This is a genomic window from Sphingobacterium sp. HMA12 (assembly GCF_002933815.1).
Taxonomy (GTDB): domain Bacteria; phylum Bacteroidota; class Bacteroidia; order Sphingobacteriales; family Sphingobacteriaceae; genus Sphingobacterium.
In genome coordinates this window covers 1,977,765-2,002,329 of sequence record NZ_BEYR01000001.1, presented here as the reverse complement: position 1 = coordinate 2,002,329, position 24,565 = coordinate 1,977,765, and the positions used below count along the sequence as shown (strand labels likewise).

Annotated in this window: 23 protein-coding genes; 13 read left to right on the top strand and 10 right to left on the bottom strand. The window is 41.2% G+C overall.

Annotation, left to right across the window (positions count from 1 at the left end; all coding sequences use genetic code 11):
• Positions 1–10: 10 nt before the first annotated feature.
• The 5 genes from HMAT_RS08565 (at position 11) to HMAT_RS08545 (ending at position 6,104) form a co-directional block, all read left to right on the top strand.
• Positions 11–934 carry a hydroxypyruvate isomerase family protein gene (locus HMAT_RS08565; protein ID WP_104382318.1) on the top strand — a complete coding sequence of 308 codons (924 nt, stop codon included), beginning with the start codon at positions 11–13 and terminating at the stop codon, positions 932–934.
• A gap of 94 nt (positions 935–1,028) precedes the next feature.
• Positions 1,029–2,273 carry an MFS transporter gene (locus tag HMAT_RS08560; protein ID WP_104383352.1) on the top strand — a complete coding sequence of 415 codons (1,245 nt, stop codon included), beginning with the start codon at positions 1,029–1,031 and terminating at the stop codon, positions 2,271–2,273.
• A 42-nt stretch (positions 2,274–2,315) separates the two neighbouring features.
• Positions 2,316–4,001, top strand: coding sequence for a GMC oxidoreductase (locus HMAT_RS08555; protein ID WP_104382317.1), 1,686 nt, complete (start codon positions 2,316–2,318; stop codon positions 3,999–4,001).
• A 20-nt stretch (positions 4,002–4,021) separates the two neighbouring features.
• The gene (locus tag HMAT_RS08550) at positions 4,022–5,455 is read left to right on the top strand and encodes a Gfo/Idh/MocA family protein (RefSeq protein ID WP_104382316.1); all 1,434 of its coding nucleotides are present in this window, start codon (positions 4,022–4,024) and stop codon (positions 5,453–5,455) included.
• A gap of 19 nt (positions 5,456–5,474) precedes the next feature.
• Positions 5,475–6,104: a gluconate 2-dehydrogenase subunit 3 family protein gene (locus tag HMAT_RS08545; RefSeq protein WP_104382315.1), complete on the top strand. Its 630-nt coding sequence runs from the start codon at positions 5,475–5,477 to the stop codon at positions 6,102–6,104.
• A 58-nt stretch (positions 6,105–6,162) separates the two neighbouring features.
• Here the strand turns inward: HMAT_RS08545 and HMAT_RS08540 are convergent, their stop codons facing one another.
• Positions 6,163–6,888 carry an acyl-[acyl-carrier-protein] thioesterase gene (locus HMAT_RS08540; protein ID WP_104382314.1) on the bottom strand — a complete coding sequence of 242 codons (726 nt, stop codon included), beginning with the start codon at positions 6,886–6,888 and terminating at the stop codon, positions 6,163–6,165.
• Between the two features lie 324 nt (positions 6,889–7,212).
• Between HMAT_RS08540 and HMAT_RS08535 the strand changes: the two genes are divergently transcribed.
• On the top strand, positions 7,213–7,479 hold the full coding sequence (locus tag HMAT_RS08535; RefSeq protein WP_172394354.1) for a hypothetical protein: 267 nt from the start codon (positions 7,213–7,215) through the stop codon (positions 7,477–7,479).
• 72 nt (positions 7,480–7,551) lie between these two features.
• Here the strand turns inward: HMAT_RS08535 and HMAT_RS08530 are convergent, their stop codons facing one another.
• The 6 genes from HMAT_RS08530 to panB form a co-directional block, all read right to left on the bottom strand.
• Positions 7,552–8,853 carry a TolC family protein gene (locus tag HMAT_RS08530; protein ID WP_104382312.1) on the bottom strand — a complete coding sequence of 434 codons (1,302 nt, stop codon included), beginning with the start codon at positions 8,851–8,853 and terminating at the stop codon, positions 7,552–7,554.
• Between the two features lie 7 nt (positions 8,854–8,860).
• Complete coding sequence (locus tag HMAT_RS08525) at positions 8,861–11,944, bottom strand: efflux RND transporter permease subunit (protein ID WP_104382311.1); 3,084 nt, start codon at positions 11,942–11,944, stop codon at positions 8,861–8,863.
• 6 nt (positions 11,945–11,950) lie between these two features.
• Positions 11,951–13,012, bottom strand: a complete 1,062-nt coding sequence (locus tag HMAT_RS08520; RefSeq protein WP_104382310.1) for an efflux RND transporter periplasmic adaptor subunit — start codon at positions 13,010–13,012, stop codon at positions 11,951–11,953.
• A gap of 193 nt (positions 13,013–13,205) precedes the next feature.
• A complete protein-coding gene (locus tag HMAT_RS08515) occupies positions 13,206–13,361 on the bottom strand; it encodes a 30S ribosomal protein THX (RefSeq protein ID WP_104382309.1) in 156 nt (51 codons plus the stop codon).
• Positions 13,362–13,446: 85 nt separating this feature from the next.
• Positions 13,447–14,049, bottom strand: coding sequence for a hypothetical protein (locus tag HMAT_RS08510; RefSeq protein ID WP_104382308.1), 603 nt, complete (start codon positions 14,047–14,049; stop codon positions 13,447–13,449).
• A 9-nt stretch (positions 14,050–14,058) separates the two neighbouring features.
• Positions 14,059–14,874 (bottom strand): 3-methyl-2-oxobutanoate hydroxymethyltransferase, encoded by an 816-nt coding sequence (panB, locus tag HMAT_RS08505; protein ID WP_104382307.1) that lies wholly within the window; start codon positions 14,872–14,874, stop codon positions 14,059–14,061.
• Positions 14,875–14,957: 83 nt separating this feature from the next.
• Between panB and HMAT_RS08500 the strand changes: the two genes are divergently transcribed.
• From HMAT_RS08500 to HMAT_RS08475, 6 genes are read left to right on the top strand one after another with little or no spacing between them, the layout of a single operon-like run.
• Positions 14,958–15,701 (top strand): RluA family pseudouridine synthase, encoded by a 744-nt coding sequence (locus HMAT_RS08500; RefSeq protein WP_104382306.1) that lies wholly within the window; start codon positions 14,958–14,960, stop codon positions 15,699–15,701.
• Positions 15,702–15,720: 19 nt separating this feature from the next.
• Positions 15,721–16,314, top strand: coding sequence for a TlpA disulfide reductase family protein (locus HMAT_RS08495; RefSeq protein WP_104382305.1), 594 nt, complete (start codon positions 15,721–15,723; stop codon positions 16,312–16,314).
• 19 nt (positions 16,315–16,333) lie between these two features.
• Entirely contained in the window at positions 16,334–17,170 is an 837-nt protein-coding gene (gene pyrF, locus HMAT_RS08490) for an orotidine-5'-phosphate decarboxylase (protein ID WP_104382304.1), read from the top strand.
• A gap of 42 nt (positions 17,171–17,212) precedes the next feature.
• A complete protein-coding gene (gene guaA / locus HMAT_RS08485; RefSeq protein ID WP_104382303.1) occupies positions 17,213–18,763 on the top strand; it encodes a glutamine-hydrolyzing GMP synthase in 1,551 nt (516 codons plus the stop codon).
• Complete coding sequence (locus HMAT_RS08480; protein ID WP_104382302.1) at positions 18,720–20,003, top strand: ABC transporter substrate-binding protein; 1,284 nt, start codon at positions 18,720–18,722, stop codon at positions 20,001–20,003. The genes guaA and HMAT_RS08480 overlap by 44 nt, the downstream gene beginning before the upstream one ends.
• Before the next feature lie 7 nt (positions 20,004–20,010).
• On the top strand, positions 20,011–21,186 hold the full coding sequence (locus HMAT_RS08475; protein WP_104382301.1) for an RsmB/NOP family class I SAM-dependent RNA methyltransferase: 1,176 nt from the start codon (positions 20,011–20,013) through the stop codon (positions 21,184–21,186).
• Between the two features lie 93 nt (positions 21,187–21,279).
• On the opposite strand, the gene HMAT_RS08470 is transcribed toward HMAT_RS08475, so the two are convergent.
• Positions 21,280–21,753, bottom strand: coding sequence for a universal stress protein (locus tag HMAT_RS08470; protein ID WP_104382300.1), 474 nt, complete (start codon positions 21,751–21,753; stop codon positions 21,280–21,282).
• Between the two features lie 73 nt (positions 21,754–21,826).
• On the opposite strand from HMAT_RS08470, the gene HMAT_RS08465 reads away from it, so the two are divergent.
• Positions 21,827–22,600 carry a C40 family peptidase gene (locus tag HMAT_RS08465; protein ID WP_104382299.1) on the top strand — a complete coding sequence of 258 codons (774 nt, stop codon included), beginning with the start codon at positions 21,827–21,829 and terminating at the stop codon, positions 22,598–22,600.
• A gap of 69 nt (positions 22,601–22,669) precedes the next feature.
• Here the strand turns inward: HMAT_RS08465 and HMAT_RS08460 are convergent, their stop codons facing one another.
• Complete coding sequence (locus tag HMAT_RS08460; RefSeq protein WP_104382298.1) at positions 22,670–23,257, bottom strand: outer membrane beta-barrel protein; 588 nt, start codon at positions 23,255–23,257, stop codon at positions 22,670–22,672.
• A gap of 314 nt (positions 23,258–23,571) precedes the next feature.
• Positions 23,572–24,565: DnaJ C-terminal domain-containing protein (locus HMAT_RS08455; RefSeq protein WP_233789153.1), on the bottom strand; the 994-nt coding region annotated here is incomplete at its 5' end.

Here is a 24,565-nt window from a genome sequence, read left to right as displayed (position 1 = left end):
ATAAACAAAAATGAAAAGATCTGATTTTATTAAAAGTGGCCTTTTGGCTGCTGGAGCCGGATTATCTGGGCATACATTTGCCTCAACAAATCAAAATGCAACCAATATGATGGATAAAGGAAAGACATTCAATCTAAATTATGCACCCCATCAAGGGATGTTCAAGAATCATGCAGGGGATAATTTTCTTGACGAAATTCGTTACATGCATGATTTGGGATTTCGTGGAATTGAAGATAATGGCTATCTCGGCCGTACATTAGATGAGCAAAAGAAAATAGGGGAACTATTGGCCAAATTGGGGATGACCATGGGCGTATTTGTGGTTGATGGTGGCCAAAATTGGATGCCTTCCTTAGCGACAGGCAAACAGGAGTTTTTGGATAAATTTGTCGAAACTTGTCATAAGTCTGTTGAAGCGGCCAAACGCTGTAATGCAAAATGGCTTACGGTAGTTCCCGGATTCTATGAGCGAAGACTTCCTTGGGGAAATCAATTCAGCAATATTCTTACAGCAATGCGTAAAGGAGCAGAGATCTTCGAGCCCCACGGTTTGGTAATGGTGCTTGAAACGCTGAGCGATACCCCGGAATTATTTTTACAGCAAACGCATGAAACCTATGCCTTATGTAAGGCTGTCAATAGCCCATCCTGTAAGATTTTGTACGATATCTATCATATGCAACGAACAGAGGGAGATTTGATCGCTAATATGAATCGTTGCTGGGATGAAATTGCCTATATCCAAATTGGCGATAATCCGGGAAGGAAAGAACCCACTACGGGCGAAATCAATTATAAAAACGTATTCAAACATATTCATAGTAAGGGATATAAAGGTATTATGGGGATGGAACATGGTAATTCGAAGCCGGGCAAGGAAGGTGAAGATCGGTTGGTCACTGCCTACCGTGAGGTAGATAGCTTTTTGTAATATTTTAATAGTGTACTATTGACAATTAGATTTAATTTCTTAAATTGAGCAGGTAAAACCAATTAGTAGTATTGTAAAACACCATTTATTTATGATTTCATCAACAATAAAATTTAAACTATCCTTCATGATGTTCCTTGAATTTTTTATTTGGGGGGGATGGTTTGTCACATTAGGTACTTTTTTGAGCAAGAATCTGCATGCAACGGATTTCGAAATGGCCAATGTATTTTCGACACAGTCATTGGGCGCGATCATTGCTCCCTTTATTGTCGGAATGATTGCCGATCGTTATTTTAATGCTGAGCGTATTTTAGGTGTTTTGCATTTGGTGGGTGCCGTATTAATGTATCAGATGTACGGAGCCGCCGATATGTCTACTTTTTATCCGTATGTATTGGCCTATATGATTCTTTATATGCCAACATTGGCTTTGGCGAGCTCGGTTTCATTTCGTCAATTAACAAACCCAGAAAAACAGTTCTCGGCTATACGTATCTGGGGAACAATTGGTTGGATTGTGGCGGGGTTAGCAATTAGCTATATCTTCAAATGGGACGCAGCGGCATCTGATGGTGCATTGAAAAATACATTTTTGATGTCGGGTGTGGCTTCTTTGGTATTGGGAGTATTTTCCTTTGCCTTGCCAAAAACACCACCAGTTAAGCTGGATGAAGGTGAAAAACCATCATTTGCATCAATTATTGGTCTGGATGCTATTAAATTGTTGAAAGACAAGAACTTTTTGATCTTTTTTGTATCCTCAGTGTTAATCTGTATCCCATTGGCATTCTATTATTCAAATGCGAACCTATTCCTTACGGAAATCGGTTTGGAAAATCCAACAGGTAAGATGACTATCGGACAAGCTTCTGAGGTCTTGTTCTTATTGGCCCTTCCGATTTTCTTTACAAAGTTCGGATTCAAGAAGACGATCTTGGTAGGGATGTTGGCATGGGTGATCCGTTACCTGCTGTTCGCTTATGGCAATGCTGGTGAACTTTCATTTATGTTGCTTATTGGTATCGCTTTACACGGTATCTGCTATGACTTTTTCTTTGTTTCGGGACAGATTTATACAGATAGCAAAGCTGGTATTAAATACAAATCTGCCGCACAGGGCTTAATTACATTGGCGACATATGGTATTGGTCAGTTGATCGGCTTTTGGGTAGCAAGTTACGTAGGCGACAAATACAAAGATTTAAAGGCAACTGATTTAGCAGGCTTTTGGAACCATACCTGGGTCGTTCCTGCAATTATTGCCGCGGTGGTATTTTTTATCTTCTTAGCTCTTTTTAAAGATGAGAAAGTCGATAGTGCGAACGCTGCACACTAAACAGAAAAAATAACTATTTAAAAACAAATAATTAGAAGAGAGATGGCAACAAATACTTATGACGCGATTGTAATCGGTTCTGGGATAAGTGGTGGATGGGCTGCGAAAGAATTGACAGAGAAAGGGCTGAAAACAATTATGCTAGAGCGTGGTCGTAACATCGAACACATCAAAGATTATACTGCGCCAAATAAAAATCCATGGGAATGGCCTCACGCTGGTGGTCGTACACAACAGATGATCGAAGATTATCCGGTTTTGCGTAGAGATTATCCCTTGAATGAAAAGAACCTGGATTTTTGGGTAAACGAAAAAGAGAGTCCTTATACAGAAGTAAAACGCTTTGACTGGTACCGTGGGTATCACGTCGGTGGTCGTTCTTTAATGTGGGGAAGACAATCTTATCGTTTGGGCGATTTGGATTTCGAGGCAAATTTAAAAGATGGTCATGGTGTAGATTGGCCGATCCGTTATAAAGATATTGCTCCTTGGTATAGTTATGCTGAAAAATTTGCCGGTATCTCGGGAAATAGGGATGGCGTGCCATCTTTGCCAGATGGTGATTATATGCCAGCAATGGCGATGAACATTGTTGAAAAGGACCTGGCTGAGCGATTGAAAAAACAATATGGCGGCCAACGTCATTTCATCATGGGACGTACGGCGAATATAACAGTTCCGCATGAGGGCCGTGTCAACTGTCAATATCAAAACCAATGTTGGTTGGGTTGTAACTTCGGTGCTTATTTCAGTACGCAATCGGCAACTTTACCAGCCGCCAAAAAAACGAATAACTTAACCTTACGTCCGTTTTCTATCGTAACAAAGATTATCTACGATAAAAATACCAAAAAGGCAAAAGGTGTTGAAATTGTTGATGCTGAAACGAATCAGACTTATGAATTTTTTGCGAAAGTAATTTTTGTTTGTGCGTCGGCATTGAACTCGACTTGGGTGTTGATGAATTCAGCAACCGATGTTTGGGAAGGTGGTCTTGGAAGCAGCAGCGGTGAGCTTGGACACAATTTGATGGATCACCATTTCCGTTGTGGTGCCGGTGGTAATGTGGAAGGATATTTGGATAGCTATGTTTTTGGTCGTCGTCCGACAGGTCTTTATGTGCCGCGTTTTGTAAACGTTGAAGGCGATACGAAAAAACGTGACTATGTTCGCGGATTTGGTTATCAGGGGGCCGCAGGCCGCGGCCGTTGGTCCGGTGCTGTTGCCGAGATGGAAGTTGGTGGCGCATGGAAAGATGCGATCTGTGAACCTGGTACCTGGAATGTAGGTTTCACGGCTTTTGGAGAGACTTTACCGTACCATGAAAATAAAATTACTTTGGATAAGAGCAAAAAAGATAAATGGGGGTTACCTGTATTATCGTTCGATGCTGAAATCAAAGATAATGAATTGAAGATGCGTGGTGACATGCAAAACGAAATGAAGGAAATGCTGGAAAGCATTGGCGTAAAAGATACGTATACCTATGATAATGTATATGGACTTGGCCAAGGTATCCACGAGATGGGAACAGCTCGTATGGGCCGCGATCCTAAAACATCGGTATTGAACGGGAATAACCAAGTGTGGGATGCGTTGAATGTATTTGTTACGGACGGTGCGTGTATGACCTCAGCTGGCTGTGTCAACCCATCGCTTACATATATGGCACTTACTGCACGTGCGGTCGATTTTGCGGTTAGTGAATTGAAAAAAGGTAATATCTAATAGCTAAAGATTGATAACAAATGGAAAATAACTCAAATAACTCGAGTAGAAGAGATTTTTTAAAGACTGCGGCAACCGCTGCGGCAGCTTTCATGATCGTTCCTCGTCATGTATTAGGAGGAAATGGTTTCATCGCTCCTAGTGATAAGTTACAAGTGGCTGGTATTGGTGTAGGTGGTAAGGGGTTCAGCGATATTAATGCATTTCATGATTCAGGCAAAGCAGATTTAGCGTTCTTATGTGATGTGGATGATCGTCGTGCTGCAGGTGCGTTGAAACGCTACCCAAAAGCAAAATATTATAAAGATTATCGTGAGATGTTGGACAAAGAACACAAACGCATTGAAGCCGTTTCTGTTTCGACTCCAGATCATCAGCACGCAATCCAGGCATTGGCGGCAATGCAATTGGGCAAGCACGTGTATGTTCAGAAACCTTTGACTCATGATGTCTGGGAAGCAAGAGCATTGACGCATGCGGCGAAGAAATACAAAGTGGTTACCCAAATGGGAAATCAGGGCGCATCCAACGATGGTCCCCGTTTTGTACGTGAATGGTATGAAGCTGGCTTAATCGGTGATGTACATACGGTATACTGTTGGACTGACCGTCCGGTATGGCCGTCCGGTATTGCATGGCCAACAGGTAAAGCGGAGATTCCGAAAGAATTGGATTGGGATCTTTGGTTGGGAACTGCCCCTCAGAAAGATTATGTCGATAAATTGGTACCATTCAACTGGCGCGGCTGGTGGGATTATGGTACAGGTGCTTTGGGTGATATGGGCTGCCACTTATTGGAAGTTCCTTTCAGTACATTGGGATTGACTTATGTACAGGATGTGCAGGCGACTGTAGGTTCTGTTTATGTGGATGAGTTCAAACGTGGATATTTTCCTGAAAGTTGTCCTCCATCAAGTCACGCAACATTGACCTTCCCTAAAACACCACGTACAAATGGACCCGTAACATTACACTGGATGGATGGCGGTATTCAACCTGCACGTCCGGATGAGCTGGAGCCAAATGAAATCTTTGGTGACGGTGGTAACGGTATCTTGTTGGTCGGTACAAAAGGTAAAATCTTGGCCGATACTTACGGTCAGAATGCACGTTTGTTGCCAACATCAAGAAAAGATCAGGTTGCACAGAAATATGCTCGTGTACCGGGACAAGAAGCTGGTCACTACGCACAATGGGTAGAAGCTTGTCAGGCAGGTTACGGTAAAAAAGAGGTAAGTTCACCTTTCGAAATCGCTGGTCCTTTGACTGAGGCTCTTTTAATGGCAAATTTAGCAATCAGAGGTGCTGATTTACGTATTGATGGAAAATATCCGGGACGCAACTTGAAATTGTTATGGGATAACAACAATATGCGTGTGACCAATTTTGATCACGTGAATCAATTTGTCAAACGTAATTACAGACAAGGTTGGGAAATGAAATATAATTTCTAAAATTAAGATATTTAGTAGTATGAATAGAAGAGAAGCATTACAACGAGTTGCCTTGATTTTAGGAGGTACCGTTATCGGCGCCAATTTATTTTTGGAAGGATGTACGCGTTCGGCCACAAAGGATGTGCAGGCTTTATTTGATGCAAAAACAACAGACCTGTTGGGTGATTTAGCGGAAGCTATCCTGCCAGCAACTGCAACACCCGGTGCAAAGGAAGCTGGCGTGGGAAGTTTTATTCCTGTAATGGTCCGTGACTGTTACACCGAAAAACAGCAAAAAGCATTTTTAACTGGTTTTGCAAGTCTGGATGACAAAGCGAAAGAAGTAAAAGGAAAACCTTTCCTTGAACTTTCAGCTGAAGATCGGACAGCGGTAGCCGCTGCTTTGGACAAAGAAGCAAATGAGTTCAATAAGAAGCAAGCTGAAGATCAAAAGGACATCCTTGAGAAAAACAAAGAAAAACAAAATCAATTGTATAATTACGTAGAAAATGATCCACCACACTGGTTCACAATGTTTAAACAATTGACATTGACGGGTTTCTTTAATTCGGAATTAGGTTGTACAAAAGCATTGCGTTTTGTTAAAATCCCCGGAAAATATGACGGAAACTTTCCGTACAAAAAAGGAGACAAGGCATTTGCATAGTACATATGCTTTGCGCAAAATAAAAAAGGAGGCCCAAGCCTCCTTTTTTATTTTATTGTTATTTAGTTTCTACTTCCAGTGCAAAATGAATACGTTGTTGTTTTGTGACAGTCATGAAATAGCCCTTATCGGTCGAATCCCCATTTATGTCAACAGTGTCATTGTAACGGAGTTCTCTGAGATAGTTCATCTCCAACGATTTGATCTGATTGGTCAGAACCAGTTCGATTGGGAGCCTATCCATACACCAATCTAGGTATTTGACATTATTGGCATGATTGACAATATCAAGGTCGGATAGCTTGACGCTATATTGATCAATATTTTTGACAAGCTGAGAAATATCCAGTTTTGAGAATGGGCGTTGTGTCGCAGGGCGATCTGGATAAGTTGTAAAATCATCTGTCGAAATGGCCAGACTCTCCGAACTTCTTTTAACGGTATTGATCACCGCCCAATAGCTTGTGGCCGTGACATAGACCTGTCCATTTACTCGAATTTCAAAATTACGTGTAGAGCGCGCACCTTCCAGTTCCTGTATCCATGTTCTTACCTGAACAATGTCCATCCATTTGGGCAGTCTGTTGATTTCAATACGTATTCGGCTGAGCACCCAGGTTTGATTGTGTTTGGCCATTTCCTTAAAGCCAAAACCGACATTGGTCGCATGTTCGCCAGCAGTAAGCTGAAGAATATTTGATAAGTCGGAGAAACGGATACGACCATTGGAGTAACATTGTGTGAAATAAATTTCCCAGTTTTTCTCAAAGACTGATTTTTCCATCTGCTGTTTAGTTTTTTGTAAAATTAGGCAATATGACTGATTTAGGGCCTAAAATCAAAATGAAATGACATAATTTTAAGATATTCAGATAGTATGAACTGTGGGACAGTTTTTAGGCATAAATGAAAGAAAAAAGTAGGAGGGCGCCAATCGTTTTTTTATTGTAAAATAAATGATAGTTTTCAATTATTTAATTGATTATTATCATCAGATTAGGTAGATTTAAATAAGCCAATGGCATAAAATAATAAAATAAGATTGGTTTTATCACGTTATATCTAGTATAGCGCGAAACATTAAATTTACACATTAAATGCTAATATTATGGTTGGAGAACTAATAGCTAAAGAGGAAATTCCTCAATTTAAATTTATCCCTGCGAGCGAAGATAAGTCAGCGACGTTTATGGATAAATTGAAAGGGGCCCTTCGGTTGGGAAATGAATTTAAGTCCAAAACTGAAATAGCCTTTCAAACAGATTCCGGACCAAAGCGTATCGAAACCACAGTGTGGTCATTAACCGATAGATATATCCAGATTAAAAGTGGGGTATTAATCCCGCTTCGGTCGATTATTGCAATTGACTATTAATAAGAAAGGCTCCTGAATTTATTCAGGAGCCTTTCTCTTGGCAATTAAGCCTAATGGATTGGTCCGCCCTAGTTAATAGGTTTCCCCGGTGAGCTCCTTCAGGCGTATTTCTGAAACTTTCGCATCATATTGTGCCGTATAGCTCCGGGTCATTGCATTGATGTAATTTAACTGTGCCGTCCTTACTTCCAGGGTCGTAATCGTTCCGATACGAAACTTATCCATGGTAATATTTAGATTTTCTTTGGCCAGCTCTTCATTCTTTTTCTCTACGTTCGCCAATTCGATATTGGTAATATAGGTTTGAAAGAGTGTCCGGACTTGTGCCTGTATGCTTTGCTTTTGCTGTTGTATCTGTATTTCTGTGCTCTGCATCTGAAATTTAGCGATTCGTTCATTTCTGTTTTGAATAAAGCCGTTGAAAATATTCAGTGAGGCCGTTACACCGTAGTTGAGTCCTTTATTTTTGTTTTCCGTCGAGAAGCCTAATGAAGAATGGGATTCATTCCAGTTATACCCTGTGTTCAGCCCGATTTTGGGATAACGCTCCGCTTTGACGGATTTTAGGTTCAGTTCAGCAACTCTTTTGTTGATGAGTGCCAATTGGATTTGTGGATTCTGCTGATCCGCTATTTGGATCAGATCTCCCAATTTGAGATCCGTATCCAATTTCATCTCATCTTCGACCTGAAAATCTATGCCCAGGTCGCGGGTCATTAGCTGATTTAAGTACGTCTTGGTATTTTGGAAGCTCTCGCGTTGCCGCAGTAAATTGGTCTGATCTGTATTCAGGTCGACTTTGGCATTCAACAGATCCAATTTGGATCCCTTTCCTATTTCCAGACGGTTTTCGGCCAGGGTGACACGATATTGAGATAGCGTAATGGTCGTATCTAAGGCATTCAATAAACGTTTTTGCTGTACAAGGTTATAGTAAGTGGCAATGACCTCGCTTAATTGACTGATCACTTCAAACTTGATTTCGGCTTCACCTTGGCGCTGTATTTCTTTGAATCTATCGCGACGGGCAAACATACCGAATCCGTCAAATACTGTCCAGTTGAGATTGACCCCATAGGACATGTTGTCGTTCTTAGCGTTGGAGATCTGCTGCACTTGTCCGTCATTTCTCACCTGACGGGAATTTTGAATAGAATTGCTCCGGCTAAAGCTTCCAGTGACTGCAGGAAGCATCCCGGCACTACCGAGACTGGTATTTTCGATATCTATTTTGTTGTCATTTTTTGCCAACATGAGATTGAAGTTGTTACTCAGGGTGGTTGTCAAAGCCTCCTCCAGTGTTAATATTTGTTGTGCACGGGCTTGAAATAGGATGAAGCTAAGCAACAGTGCGATGATTATATTTCTTTTCATGTCTGATCTATTCGTAGCTTTTAATGTTATCAAATTCAGGTCTGTGTTTCTTTGGTCTTGACCACATGTAATAGATTGCGGGGATAATGAACAAGGTCAGTATCAGCGAAAATATGGTACCGCCGACAATAACAACCCCCATACCAATACGACTTGTCGAAGCAGCTCCCAGGGACATGGCAATTGGCAGGGCGCCTAGCGCAATAGCCAGACTGGTCATTAAAATAGGCCGTAGACGAGACTCGGCCGAGTGCATGATGGCCTCAAATTTTTCCATACCCTCTTCCCGCATCTGGTTGGCAAATTCAACAATTAAAATACCGTTTTTCGTCACCAAACCAATTAACATAATGGTTCCGATCTGGCTGAATATATTCCAGGTCTGATCAAATAGCCATAAACTGATCAGTGCACCGGCTACTGCCATCGGCACGGTAAGGATGATGATAAACGGATCCAGGAAGCTCTCAAATTGAGCAGCCAATATCAAATAGATCAGCAATAGGGCTAACCCAAAAGCAAATAGCGTATTGGAGCTACTCTCCACAAAATCGCGGGATTCGCCACTGAGGTCGGTTGTAAAACTCTGATCCAGTACTTTCTCCTTGATACGGTCCATCGCAGCGATGCCATCGCTCATACTCATACCAGGGGCAAGTCCGGCTGAAACGGTAGCTGCCATGTAACGGTTATTGTGGTAAAGTTGTGGCGGACTGCTTTCTTCTTTGACATTGACGACGTTATCTAATTGTATGAGCTGTCCGATATTGTTGCGGACATAAATTGAGGTTAGATCTGTTGGCGTGGCCCGTCTATCGTTTTCTACCTGTCCGATTACTTGGTATTGCTTTCCATCACGCATAAAATAAGCGAAACGCTGACCGCTTAACAACAGCTGGAGTGACTGAGAGACATCAAGCACGGATACACCCATACTCAAGGCTTTTAAACGATCAATTTCGACATGAAGTTCGGGTTTGTTAAACTTCAGGTTGATATCTGTTGTTGAAAATGTAGGATCATTGTTCACTTCATTCATAAACTCTGGAATCTTCTCTTGGAGCTTTTCAAAATTTTGTGCCTGAATAATGTACTGCACCGGTAAACCGCCTCTACGGTTCATGGAAATGGTTGGTGTCTGCGAAACATTGACACGTACGCCATCGTATTTTTTTGTCCATTTGGTCAGCTCTTTTGCAACATCATCCTGAGACCTTGTACGTTCTTCCGGATCGACTAGGGTCATCCGAATCCTTCCGGAGTTGACAGAACTGGCACCGAAACCTGGAGAAGTGATATTTAAACTAATCTTATTCTCGGGAATCGAATCGTAAACCAATTTATCCAGCTCCTGCATATAGCGGTCCATGTATTCATAGGTGGCACCCTCTGGGCCTGTGACATTGACCATAATGCTACTCCGGTCGTCATAAGGAGCGGTTTCTTTTTTGATGGAGGAGAAGATTACTCCTATAATGGCAAAACAAATCAATAAGATCGGAAAACTGATCCATTTGAACTTCATGAATTTATCGAGCGCATTGGCATAGCCCTTATTCATTTTCACGAACATGGGTTCGGTCCATTCATAAAAGCGGGTCTTTTTATGTCCTCCACCTTTGATCAGGTAAGCATTGAGCATGGGGGTCAAGGTCAGGGAGACAAAAGCCGATACCAGGACGGCGGAAGCGATAACCACTCCGAATTCACGAAACAGGCGACCGACGAAGCCTTCCAGAAATATCACCGGTAAGAAAACAGAAGCAAGTGTGATGGAAATGGAAATGACCGCAAAGAAAATCTCTTTTGAACCCTTTAACGCAGCTTCAATAGGAGACATGCCTTCCTCAACTTTCTTAAAAATATTCTCTGTAACGACAATTCCATCGTCCACGACGAGTCCCGTTGCCAAAACAATCGCCAATAGGGTAAGTACATTGATCGAAAAACCAAAAATGTACATGATGAAAAAAGTTGCGATCAATGATACGGGGATATCCAATAAGGGACGTAGGGCTATTCCCCAGTCACGGAAGAAAAAATAGATGATCAGCGTAACCAAAATAATCGAGATCAGTAAGGTCTCTGCTACTTCCACAACCGATTTTTTGATGAATTTGGTGTTGTCGGAAGCGATATTGATCGTGATATCCTGTGGGATATCCTCTTTCATCTGATCGAGCATCTTGTAAAAATTATCAGCGATATCCAGGTAATTTGTTCCCGGTTGGGGAATAATGGCCACACCGACCAGCTGTTTACCGTTGCTGACCATTTTTGTCTCTAAATTTTCAGCGTCAATTTCAGCACGCCCGATGTCAATAAATTTGACAAGTCGTGTGCTATCTGCTTTTAGGACAATATTGTTAAACTGCTCAGGTGTGGAAAGGTTGCCGACTGTTTTTACGGTTAATTCAGTCGTATTACCAACAATTTTACCGGAGGGGAGTTCAACGTTTTGGTTGTTCAATGCGGTCCGTATATCGGAAGCGGTGATGCCGTAGGCAGCCATTCGGTCGGGGTTGAGCCAGAGGCGCATGGCATAACGCTTTTGACCATAAATTTGTGTGCTACTGACCCCTGGAATGGTCTGTAGCCTTTCGGAAATAACATTTTCAGCGTAATCACTCAATGAAAGCTTATCTCTAGTTTCACTCTGTAGGGTAAGCGTAATGATTGGATCGGAGTCTGCATCCGCTTTTGATACAACCGGAGGAGCGTCTATATCTTGAGGCAGGCTTCTGACAGCCTGCGATACTTTGTCACGCACATCATTGGCAGCTTCTTCCAGATTTTTCTTTAAGTCAAATTCGATCGTGATATTACTGGATCCTTGATTACTCGAGGAAGATATGTTGCGGATACCATCAATGGAGTTGATCGCTTTCTCCAAAGGTTCAGTGATCTGGGACTCAATAATATCGGGATTGGCCCCAGCGTAGTTGGTACGGACCGATACGATGGCCGGATCAATGGAAGGGTATTCACGAACGCCCAGAAAACTAAAACCAATGTAGCCAAATAGAATAATTGTAATATTGACAACAATAGTTAAAACGGGGCGCTTTATAAAAACGGCAGATAAATTCATGTACAGTTAGTTAGCTAGTGAAACTTTAACCTTCACTCCATCTTTTAATGCGAGAACACCAGTTGTCAGCACCGTGTCTCCGGCACTTATTCCAGATAAGATAACAATCTCCTTATCCGTGCGGGAACCGGTTTCAACTTTGGTTTCTTTTGCTAGTCCATTTTGTAGGATAAAGACTTTTTTTCCATCCTGGACCGGAACGATAGCTTCGGTCGGAATAGCGATTGCATCATTTTCTACTTCAATCGGCAGGATAACATTGACGAAAGAACCTACCCGAAGCCGACCCTGCTCGTTCGACGTCCGTGCCCGGACAGTCAATGTGCGGGTGTCAAGGGATACTTCAGGTTCGATCGCATAAATATTTGCTTTGATGACTGTTGGGTCGTTGGCAACACTAAATTCAATGGGCGCATTTAACTTGACCACATTACTGTATTTTTCAGGAATGGCAAATGTAATCTTGACCGAATTATCTTTGACCAAATTTGCGATCAGCGTATTGGATGAGACGATCGCACCAACTGAAATGTTTCGCAAGCCGATCATACCGCTGAATGGTGCGCGGACGGTTGTCTTGGAAATCTGCGCCTGAATTAACTGGATCTGCGCCTGCGCAGTTTTTAATGCTGCACTGGCAATATCAAATTCTTCCTGACTGATCGCGCCTTTCTGAAGTAACAGTTTTGCCCTACGCTCATTTTCTGCATTAAGCTGATTTGTTGTTTGCGCCTGCTTTAGTTGCGCTTGAAGTTCAATATCATCAATCTTGATCAACGGCTGTCCCTGTTGGATACGTTGCCCCTCGGAAAAGTAAATTTTTGTAATACGACCACTGACCTCGCTTCTGATCTCAACCTTTTCTTCGGCATCGAGGCTTCCAGACAAATTGATCGATCGATCTGCTGCAGACGACTTTGCGATAATCGCCTGCGCGGCGACAGGAGCGTCTTTTTTGATGGCAGATTGGCCACTTTCTCTTTTGTCTTTTTTTGAATTTATGAGGAAATATCCACCTCCAATAACAGCACAGGCTAAAAGGATGTAGATGGTCGTTTTTTTATTCATTGTGGTATAGTCCTTATGTGGTTTTTTGATTTGACGGATAAAGATAGGTTTATTCTAATGATGAAACCGGTTGTCAAAAGGATTTTACAATACAGACCGGAAGAGGAGAAACGATAAATATACCCACATACCCCTTATCGTGACTATACAGGCTATAAAAAAAGCTAGAAACAGGTTTCTAGCTTTTTGCATACTATTTTTTAGCTTTAGCTGCTTTCTTTTCGACTTCCTTTGGAGCTGCTTCATCTACTTTTGGTTTGATGGATGCTTTCGATAAATGCGGTCTTCTTTTTCCAAAAGAACCATTTGATATTTTTCCTCTTCTGGTTTTGATATCACCTTTTCCCATAGTATAAAATATTTTGGTTTTAACAATATATTGTTGATAAACCTAAATATACCATTTTCCTTTTGGATGTGCAATTTACTAAGTGTTAAATGATTGGAAAAATTCTTTTCTGTATGTCTATTTTAAAGTTTTGGCTGATGGTATCAAAGAACAGGTTATTGGCCGGTTTATTTTCAGCCAGCAGATACGGGATCTCCAGGATGTGATTTTTTAGTTTGATCCGATAGTAACCATAGAGCAGACCTCTGGTGGTCTGAATGGACTCAACCTGTTGTACGCCCTGTATATCCCGGAAAATATTGAACGAATAATTGTCTGCGCTAAGCTGTTCCACAAAAACCTCATTTGTTTTGACGTTAAACCATATCTGTTGGCTCTTGATCTTGCGGAAGTGATTGTTGAAAAGAAAAAGGTAGCCAATTAAAAAGAAGGCGATCGGAAGCAAGAACAATACAATTTTGATTTTTACAAAGAGTAATATCGTAATGAGAATAAGCACCACACCCATAATGACGTTAGAGATTGTTTTCTTAAGGGTAGATTGAATGAGTGCAGCGGGTGCTTCAATCAATTGGAAACCCGATTTTAAATTTTTGGAATTTATCTCTGCTGATCCGGAAAAATTAAACTTTTTCCGGATCAGCAAGTAAGCGACTAGGAGAACTAGTCCAATGATCAACAATCTCATGATGCTTTGTTAATATTGTTCTTCTGCATTTGGATATTGGACCGCTTTCACTTCTGCAACGTAATTGCTTACCGCTGTGGTGATCTGCTCATGTAAATTGGCAAAATGACGCATAAATTTGGGTTTAAAATCCGCGTTCATACCCAACATGTCGTTAATGACTAATACCTGGCCATCGCAATCGGCACCGGCGCCAATTCCAATTGTTGGAATGACTAATTTTTCGGTTACCGTTTTGGCTAAAGCTGCTGGAATTTTCTCCAATACTATGGCAAAACAGCCCGCTTCTTGTAAGGCTAGTGCATCTTCAATAAGTTTCGTTGCTTCTTGTTCTTCTTTGGCACGGACACCGAAATTTCCGAATTTGTTAATGGACTGTGGCGTTAACCCCAAATGCCCACAAACCGGGATTCCGCCAGAAATAATCTTTTTGATATTTTCAATAATTTCCAGGCCACCTTCTAATTTCAAGGCATGGGCACCGGATTCTTTCATCATGCGTACAGCAGCATTGTAAGCTTCGTTTGCAGACCCCTGGTAGCTGCCAAAAGGTAAATCTGCTAAGACCATGGCCCGTTCAGTGCCTCGTGCAACAGCTGCTGCATGGTAGATCATATTGTCGAGCGTGATGGGCAGGGTAGTTTCATATCCTGCAAATACATTGGCTGCAGAATCTCCGATCAGAATGACATCCACACCGGCACTGTCTACCATTTTGGCCATGGAGTAATCATAACTGGTCAGCATCGAAATCTTCTCCTGACGTTCTTTCATTGCTTGCAGCATTGCTGTGCTCACGCGTTTTATTTCTTTGTTTACAGACATCTTAACTTATATTGTAAGCTCAAAAGTAAGGTTTTTATCATACATTGGCCAATATTCTGCCTTGTGTTTTGTATTTTTGTAAAATGATACAGAATGAAACCCGTCTATTTAAATTTCCCAAATTTTCAGAATTAATAATCCATGAGGATGAAAATTTGATTGTTATAAATAAACCGCCTTTTGTGGCTTCTTTGGATGAAAGAGAGGGGGGGGAGATTAATATTCTCCGTTTGGCAAAGAAATATCATGCTGACGCTCAAGTCTGCCACCGTTTGGATAAGGAGACTTCAGGTATTTTGTTGATAGCTAAAAATCCGGATACCTACCGCTCGATTTCCATTGCATTTGAAAAGCGCAGAGTCAATAAGATCTACCATGCCATTATCGGTGGTACGCATACTTTTAACGATCTTGTCGTGGACTTGCCTATTTTAAACCTAGGTAATAAAAATGTATCTATTGACCGCGCAAATGGCAAGCCTGCGGAAACCATCTTTAATTCCCTTAAATATTATAAGAATTATACTTTAGTGGAGTGTAAGCCAATTACTGGACGTATGCACCAAATTCGTATTCACTTGGCTACACAGCATGCCGCAATTGTGGGGGATAGCATGTACCGTGGAAAACCCGTTTATCTGTCACAAATCAAGAAAAGAGGCTATACTTTATCGAAGGATGAAGAAGAACAACCCATCATGAAACGTTTTGCCTTACATGCCAAGCACGTTGAATTTGAATTGAATGGTGAACAAATGGTGTTTGAGGCGCCTTATCCGAAAGATTTTGCGACTTTACTGAAGCTATTGGATAAATTTGATTCTTAACCTGCCGTAAATCTTATTTATGAATCCAAAAACAAAAAAGATAATTGGCAATGTGGTGTTTGTACTGCTCATTGGTTTATTGATATGGCCGACAAGCAGAAGTTATTTTCAACAGTTGCTCATGAAGATCGGTTTATTTAAACCGAAATTGGAGGCGCCACAGCAGGTTGCAGAGCAGCCCCATGCAGGAGTAAAGAATGTCGGTGCAGCCGTGTCTTTTGTGAATCATTTGGGTGAGACAGTAACTGTAGCCGATTTAAAGGGCAAAGTGGTATTTATCAACTTTTGGGCCACCTGGTGTGGGCCATGCCGCGCGGAGATGCCTTCCATCAATGTGCTTTATAATAAATTCAAAGACAACCCCAATGTAGTGTTCCTACTTGTGGAGATAGAAGGCGATAAGGAAAAGGCTGCTGCTTTTGTCAAAAATGAAAAGCTAACTTTACCCATCAGCTATCCTAATAGCGATATTCCAAAAGAATGGCTTTCGGAGTCTATTCCAAGTACAGTCATTTTGGATAAGCAGGGCAACTTAGCGACACGGCATGAGGGTATGGCTGATTATTCTACACCCGATGTGGCAAACTTTATTCAAGATTTAATCAATAAATAATTACGATCTATACATTAGCATGACCAGAGCAGAACTTATTCATCAAATCAAAGAGAAACGTTCGTTTTTATGTGTCGGATTGGACACAGACCTTACCAAGATTCCTGAGCACCTGTTGGATGATGAGGATCCGATCTACAGTTTCAATAAAGCAATTATTGATGCTACAGCTGATTTATGTGTCGCTTATAAACCAAATATTGCCTTCTATGAATGTTACGGACTAAAAGGATGGCAGTCGCTTCAAAAAACTTGGGCGGCATTGCCGAAAGATTGTTTTAGTATCGCTGATGCCAAACGTGGCGACATCGGAAATACCTCAGGCCGTTACGCAATGGCATTTTTTGATGAGTCAAATTCAGGGTTAGGATTCGACAGCATTACCATTGCTCCGTATATGGGGAAAGATTCGGTGACACCGTTTTTGGACTTCAAAGATAAGTGGGCTATTGTACTGGCATTAACATCCAATGAAGGCAGCCTGGACTTTCAGAATTTTGAGAATAAGGAAGGGCTTCAGTTATTTGAGCAGGTCATTGACAAAGTAAATACTTGGGGCACTATAGACAATTTAATGTATGTCGTCGGTGCGACGAGAGGAGAGGGTTTTATTAAGATCCGTCAACATGCACCAGAACATTTCCTATTGGTGCCGGGGGTAGGTGCACAGGGTGGCTCATTGGAAGATGTTTGTAAATATGGGATGAATAAAGACTGTGGGCTCCTGGTGAATAGTACCAGAGGAATTATATATGCTTCAAAAGGACGTGATTTTGCGGAACGTGCGCGTGAGGAAGCTTTGAAATTACAAAAAGAAATGGAAATAGAACTGCTAAAAGCAGGTATTATTTCCTGATTTGACATTTAATAATTCATTCGTAATACTTACCTTTGCAGCATGCCAGAAAAAATTATCATTCTAGACTTCGGGTCTCAATACACGCAATTAATTGCAAGACGTGTCAGAGAACTAAATGTGTATTGTGAGATACACCCGTTTAATAAATTGCCAGATTTTGACGAATCTGTGAAAGGTGTTATATTCTCCGGAAGCCCCTTTTCGGTTCGACAAGAGGATGCACCTCAAATTGATTTTGTCGCTATTCAGGAGCGCTTTCCACTTTTAGGAGTGTGTTATGGTGCACAGTACATTGCTCAAAAATCGGGTGGAGATGTATTGCCATCTGAAATTCGTGAATATGGTCGTGCAAATCTGCAATTTGTCAATAGTGAAAATGAATTGTTGGCAGGCGTACCTGTACAATCTCAAGTATGGATGTCGCATGGAGATACCATTAAAGAGGTGCCCGCAAACTTTGATATCATTGCCAGTACAGATAAAGTACGCGTAGCAGCTTATCAGGTAAAAGGTACACGTACTTATGGTATACAGTTTCACCCAGAAGTAACACATAGCACGGATGGCGCTATTTTATTGAAAAATTTTGTTGTTGGTATCTGTGGTTGTGCGCAAGACTGGACTCCAGATGCATTTGTAGAGACAACCGTAGCCTCATTGAAAGAACAGCTGGGTGAAGACCATGTGATCATGGCTTTATCTGGAGGGGTAGATTCTACTGTTGCTGCAGTTTTATTACACCATGCAATCGGACAGAAATTACACTGTATTTTCGTGGATCATGGCTTGCTGCGTAAAGATGAATACGAGCAAGTATTGGATTCTTACAAAAATATGGGTTTAAATATTAAAGGAATTAATGCAAAAGACTTATTCTATGGTCGTTTGGCAGGAGTTTCTGAACCTGAGGAGAAGCGTAAGATTATCGGTAATTCCTTTATTGATGTGTTTGACGAAGCAGCGAAGGAAATTCAAAAAGAATTACCGGCAGGAATCGAAGCCAAATGGTTGGGACAGGGGACAATTTATCCTGATATTATAGAATCAGTTTCGGTTAAAGGACCTTCAGCAACCATAAAATCGCATCATAATGTCGGCGGTTTGCCTGATTTTATGAAATTGAAAGTTGTTGAACCATTGAAGACTTTATTCAAAGATGAGGTCAGAAGAGTGGGTAAGGCATTAGAGGTAGATCAGGCGATTTTGGGTAGACATCCATTTCCGGGTCCAGGTTTGGCTATTCGTATTTTAGGTGATATTACTGCTGAAAGAGTGAGAATTGTTCAGGAAGCAGATGCAATCTTTATCAATAACCTAAAGGAATCTGGTTGGTATGATAAAGTATGGCAAGCTGGTACGATCTTTTTACCTGTACGTTCAGTTGGTGTAATGGGTGACGAACGTACTTACGAGCATGTTGTGAGCTTAAGAGCTGTAGGATCGCTTGATGGAATGACTGCAGATTGGATACATCTACCTTACGACCTGTTGGCAAAAATTTCAAATGAAATTATCAACCATGTGAAAGGAATAAACAGAGTTGTATATGATATCAGTTCAAAACCACCCGCTACGATTGAGTGGGAATAAAATATGGGTTGCAGCACTCGTGGCATTATGTCTGGCGAGCTGTACAACCAAAAAAAGCACGGTATTGCGTTCGCCCTCTTCTAGTCGGGGCGAACAGCAAACTGCTGTCACTAAACCAAGCAGTGAGAAAGATAAGCCTACCATAAAGGTAGGTGATGTGCAAACTGTAAATGGCCATTCGGTTAAGAACAATAAAATTGCACTGCTTTTGCCGTTTGAATTAAATAGCATCGCTAAAACGGTGACTACAGAAGATGTCGAGCGCTCTGCTCTGGCACTGGATTTTTACCAAGGTTTTCAATTAGGTCTCGATAAGATTGCTAAAGACGGAATGCTGTTTGATTTACAGGTTATCGATTCACGCGATGATGTCACCTATAATGCGTCCTTGGGAACTGCTGCGGCAGTAAAAGATGCGGCGCTTGTTGTCGGACCTGTGTACCCTCGGGAAATTAGAAGTTTTGCGCAGACTTTTGCCAACAAAAATGTTCTTCAGGTTTCCCCATTGGCTGCAACGATGGCTTCTGAATTTAGCGTACCCAACCTTGTTTCCATGACACCGTCGATACGGACCCATGCTGAAACAATGGCGAAATACGTTGCCGATCAGTATTATAATGGCGATCAAATTTTGATCTATGATGCTGGCGATGATGAGAGCAAACAGTTTTTGGTCAATTTTTCCAAAGAAGTGACAAAGGCGAATGCGCAGGCAAAGATTAAAACAGTGATGAGCATCAATGAGCTCAATAATAGCCTTGTACTTGCAGGAACGAATCATGTTGTGTCCGGAACAGCTAATAAGAATCTCGTCAAAGGATTGTTGGATGCTATGGATGAGCGTTTCTTGAATCCGGGTAATCAATTCAAGTTGTATGGACATCCGAACTTTTCAAAACTTTCTTTTGAAAATTTTGAAAATATGGACTTTTATGGCTTAACGATTACTTCTTCGAGTCTGGCCGATGAATCAGATGGTGATACGAGAAAGTTTATAGCAAATTATAAATCGCTGTATAAAGTCGATCCTTCGGAGTTTTCCTATAAGGGCTACGATGCGGCTGTTTATTTTGGCCGTTTGCTCCATAAATATGGTGTTGACTATGTAAGCCATATCACCCAGGAAAAATTCTCGGGGCTCAATAGTGATTATAAGTTTGAGTTTTATCCAAAATGGGGCTATGCCAATAGAGCTTTAGGGATAATGGTCTATCACAATAAGAAATTTGAAAGAAAATAATCTTTGAATGGCTGAATTCAGTGAAAAACGTGTTTACCAACAAATACGTAATTTTGAGCGTGCAATGGATGGTTTTGAGGGAGATCAGCCATTCTCACGATATTTGACGTCTTTTTTTAAGGAAAATAAACAGATGGGTTCTTCGGATCGGAAGTCTACTTCCCGTTTGTGCTATAATTATTTTCGTTTGGGGGCGGCGGCCTCAGGGTTGTCGCAGCAGCGACGACTGGTGCTTGCTGAGTTTTTATGTGAAAAAGACAGCCCATTGGTCAACATACTTGAACCTGCATATCGTGAAAAGCTGGGTTTACCTGTAGACGAAAAGATCGCTTTTCTAGTATCTGAAGGACTGATAAAAAGTGAGGATCTATTTCCATTTACGGCATATTTTTCGCCCCAGATTGATACCAAACTTTTTTTGGAGAGCCAACTGGTACAACCACATTTGTATATTCGAGTAAAAAGGGGTAAAAATAAAATCGTACGTGCGATTTTAGATGAAAATCAGATTCCCTATCATGAATTGGACGATCAAACTATCGCTTTAGTGAATGGTACCTCATTGCAGCGATTTTCAACATTAGAAGGACTTGTTGAAGTACAGGATCTATCTTCGCAGCGTACACTTGCATTTATGAAGCCTGAGGAAAGGGAATCCTGGTGGGATGCTTGCGCAGCATCTGGAGGTAAGTCTCTTTTGCTAATGGATGCCTGTCCCTCGATAAATCTATTGGTATCTGACCTTCGTATGAGTATTCTTCGAAATCTGGACGAGCGATTTGACCTTGCTGGAATTAAGCATTATCGAAAGAAGATACTAGACCTAACAAAAGATCCATACCCCATATTGGGGAATGAAAAATTTGACGGCGTGTTGTTGGATGCACCTTGTACAGGCTCCGGAACTTGGGGTCGCACACCAGAGATGATCCGGCAGTTTAAAACTGATAAGATCGCTGAATTTAGTACATTGCAAAAGACAATTGCAAGTCATGTCGCCGGTTATGTGAAAGTGGGTAAAGCACTGATCTATATTACCTGCTCGATATTTAAGGCTGAAAATGAAGAAGTGGTGGATTACATTTTAAATAATTTGGGTTTTGAACTGGAGAGCATGCGTTGTCTGGATGGTTATACGGAAAGAGCGGATACTATGTTTGTCGCCCGGTTGATCAAAAAATAAGCGGGTTGGTTTAAAAATATAAAAGAGCCTATTCTTTTCCTAAGAATAGGCTCTTTATTTTATCTCCGACCATTTGCAATCCGGACGGATCCGTTAGTCGCATTTACTTGGAATGACAAGCACCGGGCAGGTAGCTTTGCGAATAACGGATTCAGATACAGAACCTGAAATAAAATGGTCGAATCCAGTTCGTCCATTAGATCCCATTATAATCAGATCTGCTGACCATTCATGCGAAGCGGCAAGAATCTCTTCTTTGATGGAGCCAATTCGGTTGAAAAGATATACTTCTCCTGAGTCCGTAAATTCGCGGCTTAATTTTTCAAGATACTTTTGCGCATTTTCCTGTTCCATTTCGGATACTTCCGGCACAATGATTGGTTGTTGGCCCAATAGGGGATCAGCTCCAAAATTAGTCGGTGAGGTGGGTGGAATAACCGTGACGAGCGCAACTGAGGCGTTAAATACCTGAGCCATTTCCTTCGCGTAGAGAATGGCTTTCTCTGAACATGGAGCATCATCGACTGCAACGAGTATTCTTTTGAATTTTAAATTTGTATTCTCCATATCTACTATAATTAATTTATCTTCGTTTTATAATATATAATCACATATTTGACAATTTTGTTTTGTTTGGCCAATGAAATATGGTATTTGTACGTTAGCTCTTGTTCCCTTGCGTGCGGAACAGGCACATCGGAGTGAAATGGTTTCCCAAGTGCTATTTGCAGAATTATTTGAAATTCTGGAAATACAGGCAGACTGGACAGCGATAAGGCTATTAGAAACAGGTTACCTGGGTTGGATTCAGAACGGCCAGTTTAGGGAGCTTGATCCTGTGGAGATGGAAGAATATCTCGACGCAGATCTAAGCCAGGTTGGCAGGGAAGGCGGCTTGCTTCTGAATGGTACAGAGCAGTTACACCTCTGTCATGGTACAAAGCTATATTTAGGTGAAGCAGATCGGTTTCGGGTAGCGCAGCTGGATATGACTTACCGGGGCAGTGTCAACTCCTTTTCTAAGGCCGATTTTGAAACTAAAGTTGCGGAACTGGCTATGAGCTATAAGGATACACCTTATTTATGGGGTGGACGTTCACAATGGGGAATAGACTGTTCTGGTTTTTCCCAGTTGATCTATAGCTGTTTTGGCATATCTTTGCCGAGAGATGCGTATCAGCAAGCGGAAATCGGGACGACAGTGGATTTTATTTCGGAAATTAAGGTCGGCGATTTAGCTTATTTTGACAACGCGGACGGGCGGATTACCCATGTGGGCATTATGTTGGATCGGGATACCATTATCCACGCCTCAGCGAAGGTGCGTATTGACCGGATGGACAACGAAGGGATTTTCAATCAGGAACTGAATCGGTATTCCCATAAATTGCGGATTATTAAACGCTATATGTAGTCAAGATTTGAACAAAAGAAAAGGCGATAAGATTATCTTATCGCCTTTTCTTTTCTGTTCAACCGCCGACTAGAAGTGGAACTGTACACCTAAAGTTGGTGCCAAAGAATTCGCATCTAGACCAAATGTATTTGTTGATCTATCAGCTGTTTTGTTGTTATTATGGTTGTAGTATAAACCTCTAACTTTTAATTCGATACCGATTTTGCTAGTTGGGAAATACGCCATACCTGGAGCTAACTCAACACCGTAATTTTCGAATTTTGATTCTGATTTTACACTAGCCACTTCAGTTGTAGTTTTTCCCCATGACATTGGTACAGATAACTGAGCAAAGAATCTTAATGGACCATTAGCAGAATATTTTCTGACGAATGGAGAAACTTGGAAAGCATCTCTTTTTGTACTGTTTTCTTTGTTCGTTTCATTTTTACTCCAATCGTAACCTACACCAGTACCTACTGCCCAGTTGTCACTTACGAAGTAACCAACAGTTGGGTTGATGGAGAATGAATTATCTTTTAAGTCAGTATCTTTAACTTTAGAAGTTTGGAAGCCGACCTGACCACCAACCATGATTTTACCTTTTTCAGTTTGTGCGTTTGCTGCGATTGTTAAACCTGCAATGGCAGCTAATGTAAGTAAAGCTTTTTTCATGTCTTTTTATTTTAATAGTTTGTTCTGTGTGTCAGTTAATTACTTTCTGACTTTTTTAATTTGTTAGTCAAATATCGCAAAGTTATTTTATTTTATTGTCACTAGATTGTCTAGATGTTTTGTCTAAATCGTAAATTATAGTGGTTCAATCAATTAAAATTTACTATATTTTTATTTTTAGCGATTCTAATTAGCGATAATGATATTAAGTTGACTTTTTGTAATTTATTGTCAGTTTCAGGTAAGAATAACAAAAAAAGCCATTTGTCACAAAAAGACAAATGGCTTTTTTTGTTATTTATTAAATTCGATTTCTACTCGAAATATTCTTTTATGCGTTCAAAGAATGATTTTTCGCTTTTACCGGGTTGTGGTTTAAAGTTTGGCGATTCTTTCAATTTATTCAGTAATTCTTTTTCTTCGTTGGATACAGCTTTTGGTGTCCAGATATTGACATAAACGAGTTGGTCTCCTTTATGGTAGGAGTTGACTTCGGGAATACCTTTTCCTTTTAGACGTAGTATTTTACCTCCCTGTGTTCCGGGTTCAATTTTTATTTTGGCTTTTCCGTCAATTGTAGGCACCTCTACACTGGTACCTAATGTCGCATCCACGAAATTAATGTACAGATCATAAATAACATTTAGGCCATCACGTTTTAAGCTTTCGTGAGGTACTTCTTCGATTAAGATGATTAGGTCTCCAGGAATACCGCCGCGTGGAGCTGCATTACCCTTGCCGCTCATCGAGAGCTGCATCCCTTCGCTAACACCTGCAGGGATATTGATAGCGATTGTTTCTTCACCGCGCTCTAATCCTTCACCTCGGCAAGTTGTACATTTTGCGGTAATTTCAACACCTTCACCATTACAGGTAGGACAGGTACTAGTTGTTTGCATTTGTCCCAAGATCGTATTGGTCACCCTTCGTACTGATCCTGAGCCGCCACAGGTTTTACAGGTATGGAAAGAAGATTTATCTTTCGCTCCTGTGCCATCACAACTATGACAGGAAACTTGTTTGTTTACTTTAACTTTTTTCTCAACACCTTTAGCGATCTCTTCAAGAGTCAATTTAACTTTAATACGTAAATTGCTTCCACGCGCTACGCGACGTCCTCCACGTTGACCTCCGCCACCACCTCCAAAGAAGCTTTCAAACGGATGCCCACCACCAAAAATATCACCGAACTGACTGAATATATCATCCATATTCATGCCGCCGCCGCCACCGTAACCACCGCTTGCTGAATTGCCGGCGTGGCCAAATTGGTCGTAACGTTGACGCTTTTGTGGATTGCTCAAGATA